We start from the raw sequence: 9,855 nt of genomic DNA, 5'->3' as shown, positions 1-9,855 counted from the left end.
GGGTTCGGTTGGTATAGCTGGACGAAGATTGATTATAGTCAGCACCCCGATACATGGATGAAACCTTTGGTGCGTGGACAAGAGACGGATTTGATTGAGATTCCTGCCAACTGGTATTTGGACGATTTACCCCCGATGATGTTCATCAAAAAATCACCAAACTCACACGGCTTTGTTAATCCACGCCATCTAGAAGAGATGTGGCGAGACCAGTTTGATTGGGTGTATCGTGAGATGGATTATGCCGTTTTCCCCATCACCATTCACCCTGATGTGTCGGGGCGTCCACAGGTGCTACTCATGCTTGAACGCTTGATCAAGCATTTTAAAGCCCATGACGGCGTTAAGTTTGTCACGATGAACCAAATCGCTGATGACTTTGCCAAACGTTGCCCCCGTCAAAAATAGCGATTTTGACAACCGCCAGTTAAGCACCAATTTGTGGGTGCAAGCCTAGCAAAGCGGTACTTAACTTTTCTACCATCCCATCATCACGAGAATACCCATGTGCGGACTTTGCGGACTCATCGAAGAACAAAGCGACTGGACGGCAAGCCTGTCCGAGTTGCCACGTCGCCAAGAGCGTTATCGCAGGCTCAAACTCATCAACGCCCTTGCCAAGCCCCATCGCATACAAATATCCGATGTTCATGGTGTCAATTATCTGGTGCAGACCCCAACAGGCAAACAAGCCATGGCAAATGGGCTGGGCGAGCTGTGGGGGCAGATTCACACACTAACGGGCAAACCCATTGATGTGTTAGACGAGCGGTTCTTGCATGCTTTGGAAACCCAGTCATGAACAAAATCCCCATTCATATCGTTACAGGATTTTTGGGCAGTGGCAAAACCACCTTTATCCAGCACATCCTAAAAAACGACCAAAACGCCAAAACCCTAGTACTCATCAATGAGTTTGGCGAAGTAGGACTGGATGATTTACTGGTCAAACCCATCAATGACAGCACCTACCTGCTACCATCGGGCTGTATGTGCTGTACCGTGCTGACCGATGTCAAAGACACCTTGTTGTCCGTGCTTGATTTGAACAAAGACAGCCTTGTCTTTGATAAGATTCTCATCGAGACCACGGGGCTTGCCAACCCTGCGTCCATCTTATCCACTCTAAACCAAGACATGCACCTAAAAGGGCGATTTGCCCTGCACGGCATGACCACCATCATCGACACTCAGCACGCCCCTACCCAAGCGACCACCGCCCCCGAATGGCTACCACAAGTCATCGCCTGTCAGCAGTATGTGCTGTCAAAGACCGATTTGTGTCAAGCAGGTGACATGGCAACCACCCAAGCACTCATGCACAAGGTCAATCCTGACGCCATCCAAGTACAGGCAGATGACTTTATTAACATGCAGGCGTTATTTGCCAAGACCTTTGATGTTCTGCCCAGACCCACGTTTTTTCTCAAAAACGAGCAGGACACCCACGCCCACGCCCAAAGCCTTGTCCTGACCTTTGACACACCCATCGATTGGCTTGCCTTTGGGCTGTGGCTTAGCCTGCTACTTGACCAATATGGCGAATACATCCTACGCCTAAAAGGGGTGCTACACCTACAAGGCATTGACAAACCCATGCTACTCCAAGGCGTTCAGCACTGCTTATACCCACCCGAACACCTGCCAGCGTCCATTTGGCAGGATGATGTGTCTCGTCTTGTCATGATAGTGCGTGGGCTTGACGCGTCAGACATTGAGCGTTCGGCAAAGACGGTATTGGGGTATTTAAATACGCATTGATTGCTTGTTACAAAAATGAATAAAAATTACTTTTATTTATAACAAAAGTCCTGCAAAATTGCCACTCACAAACAACAGGTGATTTGGTATTGATTAAATTAGGGCGTGCCTACCCTTTATGACACTATTTACACCCAAGAAACTCTCAAATTACTGGGGCATGCCCACCTTTTGTATTTTTTCTTTAAACTGCCATAGATTTCTCATGCAATTCTCATTTCTGATAAATTATATAAATCATTTGGGTTAATTCTTGCTAACAAATCAATATTTAATTTATTATTTAAGTGCTATTTAGTGCTTTTATTTAGTATTTTTTAAAAAATAATTGTTATTTTTAAATATAAATACAAATTATCTTAACTTCTATTGGTTTGACAATCATTAATATCATTTATGAATTCATCATAATCATGAGCTTGTCATGAATTCATGTTATTAATTTTTAATAAATTTTAAGATAAAGCAAGCATCAATCATTCCTTGTCTTGATTAGACCATTCCAAATTCTAATGCTACTTTATATTAAAAACCAAAAAAAATGTAAAAATATATATTTTTAAAATAAAACTAAAATTTAACGTGAGATTCTTGGCGTACTACAAAAAATTTATCTTAAAAGTGTTTTCATTTCATTTTATTTTTGTTAATATAAGTCATCCAAAACGATTTTAACGTACTTTTTTGGACATCAGTGTTTTATAATTAAATAAATTTAATTAATTAAATGCCAATTTGTTAGATATTATAAAATATTATTTAGCGCTTCATTTATTTTTGATTTCAATCACAAATAAATGAAGTTATTAATGGCTTAAAATTTGTTTATCTCATCAAAAAGAACATAGATTTGATGCATCTTTAAACAAATTTAGCATGACAAGGGCAAACCTATGCGATTAGACAAGTTTTCCACGACTACGCCACAGGGTTATGATATTAGCTATGAAAGCGGGCTTGATGTTGAGAATATCTTTGATGTCATAGAATCCAAATCAAGCAATCACCGCCCATTTTTACGCAACGACAAAGGCGTGATTACCATTGACTTTGGCGACCCCGTCATGGACCCAGAAAGCAATCAAAGCTCACAAAGCCTGACAGGGACGATCAGAACCGAACCACCATCACCTCGCCAACGTTTTCGACAGATTGATCTTGATTTATCCGATCAAAACATTAGTGATATCAACGCCCTATCCAACCTTACCCAATTTACGAAAATCAATCTTAGCTATAATCAAATCCGTGATATCGAGCCTTTGGGCAAATTACAACAAGTGACCGACCTACGCCTAAACCACAACCAAATCAAAGACATTTCTATTTTCGCTCGCCTGCCAAGATTAGAGCTAATTAACATTGAAAATAATGAAGTAACAGACATTTCTGCCATCTCTCAGCTTGGCAGATTAAAAACAGTAGTGCTCTCCTACAATCACATCAAAGACATCTCGCCCTTAGCGAAGCTGTTTTTGGTGTCATACTTATATCTGAACAATAATGAGATTAGTGACATCTCTGCACTAAAACAAGTGGGCTGTTTGGCGTATTTTAACACGCTGGATTTGTCCTACAACCAAATATCAGACATCGGTGTATTGGCTAATTTGACAGAACTGCGTTCACTGAGCCTAAGACGCAACCAAATTAGCGACGTCTCTGCCCTATCAGAGCTGACCAATCTTACTGAAGTGTATCTGGGCTATAACCAAATCAGTGACATTCGCCCATTAGCAAATTTGAAAAACTTGCTTTGGCTTAGTTTAAAGGGCAACCCTGTAAATGCCAATGACATAGCATGGCTCCAAGAACAACTGCCCGAGTGTAATATTTGCTTTGGCGATGATTGTTGTGATTAACCCATTTATCATTGAACGATTGACATTAAAAACACGCTGTTATACATTAGGCGTGTTTTTTATTTTTAGGATAAACCATGAAAGCCGTATTTTTAGACCGTGCCACCTTCTCAGACAATGTCGCCTTGCCTGCCCCAGACAGCATTGACGATTATACCGTGTATGACAGCACGCCCCAAGATGATGATATTATCGTGGAGCGGTGCATTCATGCCGACATTATCATCACCAACAAAGTCGTCTTAAACCGTGCCGTCATTGACCGCTTGCCCAATCTCAAACTTATCCAGCTCGCCGCCACAGGCATGAACAACGTGGATATAACCGCTTGTGATGAGCGTGGCATTGCCGTCCAAAATGTCGCAGGCTACTCGGTGGACAGCGTGCCTGAACACACTTTTATGCTAATACTCACCGCCATGCGTGCAGGGGTGCATTACCACAGACAAGCCACGGACGGCACATGGCAAGCGGACGGGCGGTTTTGTTTGCTAGATACGCCCATTTTTGATTTGGCAGGGCGGACGCTGGGCATTGTCGGCAAAGGGGCAATCGGACAAAAGGTTGGGCAAATCGCCACCGCTTTTGGCATGAGTGTGCTATATGCCGAACGAGCAGGCAAACCGCCAAGAGACGACAGCTACACCGCCTTTGATGACGTGCTGGCACGTTCGGACGTGATTAGTCTGCATTGCCCATTAACAGACGACACGCACCACCTAATAGACGATGAGACAATTGGCAAAATGGGCAAAACCCCACTCATCATCAATGTCGCTCGTGGAGCGGTTGTGGATAGTGGGGCGGTTGTGCGTGGGATTGAGCGTGGGCAGATTGCAGGCTATGCCACAGACGTGTTCACCCAAGAGCCACCCCCTGCCGATGAGCCACTGTTGGCGCTACACAACCACCCACGAGTGATTATCACGCCCCACAACGCATGGGCAAGCCACTCAGCACAAAGTCGGCTTTGGGGGATTTTGTGTAAGCAGGTAAGTGAGTTCGTTCGGGGTTGATTGCTAAAATATTAAAATAATGACGTACCGTTTAATTGGCAATTATTCGGTGCGTGGCGTTTAATCTATATACTCAAAAACCATTATGAAAAAATCATTCATCTTATCCTGCCTTTTGCTATCAGCGTGTAGTGATGTACCGCTAAACCAAAATGCCGACACGCTTATCCAAAACTATCACGACCGCCAAAACACCGCCACAACCGCCCAAAAAGACAGTTATTATTATCTTTTGGGCATTGGGGCGAGTGATGAGCCGTTACAGGCGGGTCGGGTGTATTCAGATGAATTACAAGCTCTGTTAAAACAAAATGCCAGTGAAGATGATATATTGGCTTTAAATAAGAGACACCCTGTTCATGAAATTGCCATCGATGAAGAAACAAATGACGATAATACAGGATTATTTTGTCGGTATAATAGCAACAGTGGGCAAACCGCTCATGCGTGTTTTGAAAGTGTATTAACCCAAAAATTTGACACAGCAAAATACAAAACCGCCCATGACAGATATCATACCTTTTTAAAAAATCCCCCTGCAATTATGCAAGGAAATTATCACTTAAAGATGCACGTCCCTTATTATGAAATCACCCTAAAAGGACAACGACTGCATTTTGTGCATTTATTAAATACGCAAAATCCTGATAATGTTATGCAAGGACTTCTTGATGAATTATCATCATTACGAGCATATTTGGCAAATGCCAATAATTTGATAGAGAAAAACGTCTATGTCAATATGATAGCCAATCAAATCCAAACAATTGTGTTGTATCATTCTCATAACCCTACCATAAAACCAACGCTCACCCCCTTAACCGCTGATGAGTTAAGTTTTAAAACGGCAATTATAGGTGAGTTTATGGGGGCGTATTATTTATTTAATCGTCTACAAAATGATGTTGATATGACGCTACTTTACAAAAAGAATAAATCAATCAATGACATGGCTGATACATTTACCGAGCAAATTCAAATTGGCGATTTATCCGCCCCAGAATTTGCCACTTATTATAATAACTACGAACCAAAAAAGCGAAAAATCGACCCAACCAATTTTATCGGCAAAACCCTGACCGACATCGGCGAGCAGGATTACCGCTCATATATCGCCAAAGTTAAATCCCTAGACAATCTTATCACTATCGCCAATCATCATATCAATGGCACGCCATTAAACAATGTATTTGCTCCGACATTGACAGGCAGTGTCATAGAGAAAACCCACATTTGCCTACAAAATCCTGTAAGCAATGATAGGGTTGCCACCGAAACGAAAAAACGAGATGAGAAATTTGAATGTTTAAATTTGTAAGGGTTAAACATTCATTTTAGCTTGTTCTATCGCCATAAGATTTCGCATCATTTCATTGATGTAATGTTTGGTGTGGTCATTTTGATTATTTAGCCATAACAAAACGTCTTCATCAAAAATACGTTCAGATGAAGCATATTTTGATTTGGCTTGTTGGGCTTTTTCAATTAAAGGATGTTTGACAACTTTGGCATTATCAAAATCAAAGTCATCAAAATAACTGGCGTTCTGTGTGATATAGTCGTTCATGCTTTTTCTCCGCTTGTATGGCTGTAATTAGGCGAATATTATCTTCTCTTTGCACCCACGCCACCACCAATAATCTTGCATTTTCGCTAAATCCTATGGTAATAAAATGGGGTTTTGAATAATCAAATCTTGTATCTTAAAAGCTATCTCATTGTCATCAAAAAAAATACCGTACACGCTTCGATAAATGTGATTTTATGATTATTTAATACAAGAGCTGATTTATCATCACGCCATTCAAACTTTAAGCCATATAATTCATAATAAATATCCGCCATAATACCACACTTATTTTATTGTAACGTATTTTCATTGCTTTGTCATTTAAAACGGCACTTCACTTTCCCAATCCAGCCAAGCCCCATGCGTGGGGTGTTTTAGGCGAAGTTTGTGGGCGTGTAGATTGAGACGTGGGGCAAGCTCTAAGGTGGTATTTTCAGCATAAATCGGGTCGCCAATCATTACATGACCGATATGTACGCAGTGGACTCGTAGCTGATGACTTCTGCCTGTGATGGGACGCAGAGCCAGACGGGTTACGGCATGGGCCTTGCCTGCCTTGTCGGTTCGCAGCTCGTGGTGCATGACTTCATAATGTGTCAAGGCTCGCTTACTCCAATCCATGTCCACGATATGGCGGGGCTTGGTGGTCGGCTCGTAGCGGACAGGCACGTCAATCACGCCTTTTTTGCCCGCCTGCTCTATCGTGCCAAACACCACCGCTTGATACTCTTTGCTGACCATGCGATCAATGAATTGCTTGGCGATGTGGCTTTGGCTGTGTTCATTTTTGGCAAAAATAATGAGCCCTGATGCATCCATGTCAAGGCGGTGAATGAGTTTGATATTGGGGTAAACCTTTAATAACCGTGATTGCAAACTGACCTTTAACGTGCGTCCGTCCACACTAAGAAGTCCAGCTGGCTTATCCCCCACCCAAATATCATCGTCTTCATAGACGGTGATTGAGTGGATAAAATTTTTAAAAAATTCATCATCATATTCACACTCTTGGGCGTTCATTAGGGCGATTTTGTCATCAGATAGGCGGTCGTGGTGGTCGGTCATGGGTTTTGGGGTCGTTTAATGATTTGGATTAACGGGGCGAATTGATGATTTTTGTAAATTTAATCATCATCTGGCAAAAAGTTTGTTATTATAGCATGAAGTTTTGGGGATATTGTGATGATTTGATTTGCCCTAATCCACCGATTAATAGGACTTATCATCACACACTTGAAAGTCATCAAGGCACCCCCATTATACACGCATTCACTTATTTATAAAGGTAATACCCATGAGCATTATTAACACCACCGATGCAAGCTTCGACCAAGACGTACTACAAGCCGACAAGCCCGTTCTCGTGGACTTTTGGGCAGCGTGGTGCGGTCCTTGTAAAGCCATTGCCCCTGTCCTAGAAGACCTAGATGCAGAATATGGCGACAAATTCCAAATCGTCAAAGTCAATGTGGACGACAACCCAGAGACATCAGCACGCTTTGGCATTCGTAGCATTCCGACTTTGTTCGTGTTCAAAAATGGCGAGAAAGTCGATACTGTGGTTGGTAGCCGTCCTAAATCAGAGTTTGTTGAATTGCTAAACAAGCATTTATAATGTCAAACACACCCAAAAGCCTGCCCTTGTGCAGGTTTTTTGTTTTTTGCATAAAAAAACAAGCCATGACCATCATGACTTGTTTTTGTGACTTAACTTATATCACAGCTTTATCAAAGCCTTAGCCCCTTTTTTAGGGGCAACCGCTCGGCAAGTTCTAACAATGCCTTTTGGTACACACCCCGTTTAAACGGCACAACCTGCCCCAAAGGATACCAGTAACTCACCCACGCCCATTCGTCAAACTCAGGGGTTGCGGTGTCAAAGCGGATAAAGTCGGTGTTTTTTTCATCCAAGCGTAGCAAAAACCATTTTTGTTTTTGCCCGATACAGAGTGGCTCTTGCCCCAGTCGCACATAACGCTTAGGCAGACGGTAACGAAGCCAATCATGTGTTACCCCCAGCACTTCCACGTGGTGCGGACATAAGCCCACTTCTTCATACAATTCACGGTACATCGCATCAAGCGGTGTTTCACCCCTGTCAATCCCACCTTGTGGAAATTGCCAGCTGTCGTGTCCGATTCGTTTTGTCCAAAGCACTTGCCCTTCTGTATTTGCCAAGATGATACCGACATTGGCTCGAAAGCCGTCTGAATCAATCATGACTAACCTTAATGTAATAAATTTAAAGAACGCCAAAATTTTGGCAAATTATTGCTGTCTATTAAACCAAATTTTTGCCAAAAAGTGTAACATTATTTTGCTTAAAAATGTTGCAAATGGTAAATAATGGCAATAAATGCCGATTTTGGGTGTGTTTGTTGGCAAAATTGCCCCATTTATCATCGTCATTGTTGCCACAATGCACAAAAACCAAACCCAACCTTTAACGCTCAAAAATTTACCGCCTTGTCATTTTGTGCTACAATGCCCCATTATATTTAATTATATTTATTAAAATTTATCAAAAAAGGTAATCCCATGAGCGACATGAGTGCCAGTGTAACATGGCTAAATAACGAAGCGATTAATTTTGAGACCGTGAGCGGTTCGGGACATAAAGTCATCATTGACTCAGCCCAAGAGCTTGGGGCAAGACCGATGGAGCTTATCCTAATGGGGCTGGGCGGTTGTGCCAGTTATGATGTGGTAAGCATTTTAAAAAAATCCCGCCAAGCCATTAGCGATGTTCGCTGTGAAGTGTCCGCCCGCCGTGCCGACAGCGTGCCTGCGGTATTTACTGACATTCATCTGCATTTTATCGTCGCAGGCAAGAACATCAAAGAATCGCAGGTCGCCAAAGCCATTGAACTGTCAGCGGATAAATACTGCTCAGCATCAAAAATGCTCGCCGATGGCGGGGTGAACATCACCCATGATTTTGAAATAGTGGCGATGGCATAAGCATGAACTGGATTTTACACGTGCCGAACGGCACGCATTATGCGATTGTGGCGCTCATGGTCGCTTGCGTGTTGCCCTTTGTCTTTGCGTTTTTGGCAAAGATGGCTGGCGGATTTGACTTTAAAGCCGACAATCAAAACCCACGAGCGTTTCTAGCACAGACCACAGGGCTATCGGCTCGCCTAAATGCCGTACAAGCCAACAGCTTTGAGAGCCTGCCTATCTTTATCGGGGCGGTGCTGGTCGCCATGTACTGTTTTGTCCCCCAAAACGTGGTGAATGGCATGGCGTGGCTTTATGTCGTGTTACGCCTTATCTATGGCGTGGCATATGCCATGAATCTGGCGACATTTCGCTCGGTGATTTGGGGTTTGTCGCTGGTTTGCTGTTTGCAGTTATTTTATTTTGCCATAAAGATGATTTGGTAAAAAGCCTGTCCTGTGGATGGGTTTTTGCTTTTGGCGTGAGCGTGCTTTGTTGTTGTTATTTAAAATGGTTGTTTTGATGGATTAAGATTAAGCATGATAGATAAACATGATAGATAAATGATGTTTTGGTAAGATTTTTCATATTTAAAACCCACAAAACCAAATTAACCACATTAACAAAGGCAAAATTTACCCACCGATTTTTATATCCCTGTTAATAACCATTTAATCATCATAACCCCACTCTCAACTAACAC

Annotated in this window: 12 protein-coding genes and 1 pseudogene; 9 read left to right on the top strand and 4 right to left on the bottom strand. The window is 42.4% G+C overall.

Annotation, left to right across the window (positions count from 1 at the left end):
• The 6 genes from B5J93_RS00175 to B5J93_RS00150 form a co-directional block, all read left to right on the top strand.
• The coding region (locus tag B5J93_RS00175) for a polysaccharide deacetylase family protein (RefSeq protein ID WP_476703357.1) at positions 1 to 408 on the top strand (408 nt) is incomplete at its 5' end.
• Between the two features lie 97 nt (positions 409 to 505).
• On the top strand, positions 506 to 802 hold the full coding sequence (locus B5J93_RS00170; protein WP_079323863.1) for a hypothetical protein: 297 nt from the start codon (positions 506 to 508) through the stop codon (positions 800 to 802).
• Positions 799 to 1,761: a CobW family GTP-binding protein gene (locus B5J93_RS00165; RefSeq protein WP_079323862.1), complete on the top strand. Its 963-nt coding sequence runs from the start codon at positions 799 to 801 to the stop codon at positions 1,759 to 1,761. The genes B5J93_RS00170 and B5J93_RS00165 overlap by 4 nt, the downstream gene beginning before the upstream one ends.
• An 893-nt stretch (positions 1,762 to 2,654) precedes the next feature.
• Positions 2,655 to 3,623, top strand: a complete 969-nt coding sequence (locus tag B5J93_RS00160) for a leucine-rich repeat domain-containing protein (RefSeq protein WP_079323861.1) — start codon at positions 2,655 to 2,657, stop codon at positions 3,621 to 3,623.
• Between the two features lie 77 nt (positions 3,624 to 3,700).
• On the top strand, positions 3,701 to 4,639 hold the full coding sequence (locus B5J93_RS00155; protein WP_079323860.1) for a D-2-hydroxyacid dehydrogenase: 939 nt from the start codon (positions 3,701 to 3,703) through the stop codon (positions 4,637 to 4,639).
• Positions 4,640 to 4,724: 85 nt separating this feature from the next.
• The gene (locus B5J93_RS00150) at positions 4,725 to 5,957 is read left to right on the top strand and encodes a hypothetical protein (RefSeq protein ID WP_079323859.1); all 1,233 of its coding nucleotides are present in this window, start codon (positions 4,725 to 4,727) and stop codon (positions 5,955 to 5,957) included.
• A 3-nt stretch (positions 5,958 to 5,960) separates the two neighbouring features.
• On the opposite strand, the gene B5J93_RS00145 is transcribed toward B5J93_RS00150, so the two are convergent.
• The 3 genes and pseudogenes from B5J93_RS00145 to B5J93_RS00135 form a co-directional block, all read right to left on the bottom strand.
• On the bottom strand, positions 5,961 to 6,206 hold the full coding sequence (locus tag B5J93_RS00145) for a hypothetical protein (protein ID WP_079323858.1): 246 nt from the start codon (positions 6,204 to 6,206) through the stop codon (positions 5,961 to 5,963).
• A pseudogene (locus B5J93_RS14330) lies at positions 6,169 to 6,330 on the bottom strand (BrnT family toxin); the annotation flags it as partial. The pseudogene B5J93_RS14330 and the gene B5J93_RS00145, both read right to left, overlap by 38 nt.
• Before the next feature lie 200 nt (positions 6,331 to 6,530).
• Positions 6,531 to 7,274 carry an RluA family pseudouridine synthase gene (locus B5J93_RS00135; protein WP_079323856.1) on the bottom strand — a complete coding sequence of 248 codons (744 nt, stop codon included), beginning with the start codon at positions 7,272 to 7,274 and terminating at the stop codon, positions 6,531 to 6,533.
• A 223-nt stretch (positions 7,275 to 7,497) separates the two neighbouring features.
• Here B5J93_RS00135 and trxA point away from each other — a divergent pair, with 223 nt between their 5' ends.
• Entirely contained in the window at positions 7,498 to 7,824 is a 327-nt protein-coding gene (trxA, locus tag B5J93_RS00130; RefSeq protein WP_211278836.1) for a thioredoxin, read from the top strand.
• 113 nt (positions 7,825 to 7,937) lie between these two features.
• Here trxA and B5J93_RS00125 read toward each other — a convergent pair whose 3' ends face one another.
• Positions 7,938 to 8,429 (bottom strand): RNA pyrophosphohydrolase, encoded by a 492-nt coding sequence (locus tag B5J93_RS00125; protein WP_062499708.1) that lies wholly within the window; start codon positions 8,427 to 8,429, stop codon positions 7,938 to 7,940.
• Between the two features lie 327 nt (positions 8,430 to 8,756).
• Between B5J93_RS00125 and B5J93_RS00120 the strand changes: the two genes are divergently transcribed.
• Both B5J93_RS00120 and B5J93_RS00115 read left to right on the top strand, forming a co-directional pair.
• Positions 8,757 to 9,170, top strand: a complete 414-nt coding sequence (locus tag B5J93_RS00120; protein ID WP_079323864.1) for an OsmC family protein — start codon at positions 8,757 to 8,759, stop codon at positions 9,168 to 9,170.
• A gap of 2 nt (positions 9,171 to 9,172) precedes the next feature.
• Positions 9,173 to 9,598 carry an MAPEG family protein gene (locus B5J93_RS00115; protein WP_079323855.1) on the top strand — a complete coding sequence of 142 codons (426 nt, stop codon included), beginning with the start codon at positions 9,173 to 9,175 and terminating at the stop codon, positions 9,596 to 9,598.
• Positions 9,599 to 9,855: the final 257 nt, after the last annotated feature.

Origin of the sequence: Moraxella equi (assembly GCF_002027555.1) — a bacterium.
In the GTDB taxonomy this organism is placed as follows: domain Bacteria; phylum Pseudomonadota; class Gammaproteobacteria; order Pseudomonadales; family Moraxellaceae; genus Moraxella; species Moraxella equi.
This window is presented reverse-complemented; position numbering and strand designations above follow the sequence as displayed.

Bases quoted from the DNA above. Each gene is read 5' to 3' on its own strand.
- B5J93_RS00135 (WP_079323856.1), bottom strand. From the start codon at position 7,274: ATGACCGACCACCACGACCGCCTATCTGATGACAAAATCGCCCTAATG.
- B5J93_RS00160 (WP_079323861.1), top strand. From the start codon at position 2,655: ATGCGATTAGACAAGTTTTCCACGACTACGCCACAGGGTTATGATATT.
- B5J93_RS00170 (WP_079323863.1), top strand. From the start codon at position 506: ATGTGCGGACTTTGCGGACTCATCGAAGAACAAAGCGACTGGACGGCA.
- B5J93_RS00145 (WP_079323858.1), bottom strand. From the start codon at position 6,206: ATGAACGACTATATCACACAGAACGCCAGTTATTTTGATGACTTTGAT.
- B5J93_RS00115 (WP_079323855.1), top strand. From the start codon at position 9,173: ATGAACTGGATTTTACACGTGCCGAACGGCACGCATTATGCGATTGTG.
- B5J93_RS00155 (WP_079323860.1), top strand. From the start codon at position 3,701: ATGAAAGCCGTATTTTTAGACCGTGCCACCTTCTCAGACAATGTCGCC.
- B5J93_RS00150 (WP_079323859.1), top strand. From the start codon at position 4,725: ATGAAAAAATCATTCATCTTATCCTGCCTTTTGCTATCAGCGTGTAGT.
- B5J93_RS00120 (WP_079323864.1), top strand. From the start codon at position 8,757: ATGAGTGCCAGTGTAACATGGCTAAATAACGAAGCGATTAATTTTGAG.
- B5J93_RS00125 (WP_062499708.1), bottom strand. From the start codon at position 8,429: ATGATTGATTCAGACGGCTTTCGAGCCAATGTCGGTATCATCTTGGCA.
- B5J93_RS00165 (WP_079323862.1), top strand. From the start codon at position 799: ATGAACAAAATCCCCATTCATATCGTTACAGGATTTTTGGGCAGTGGC.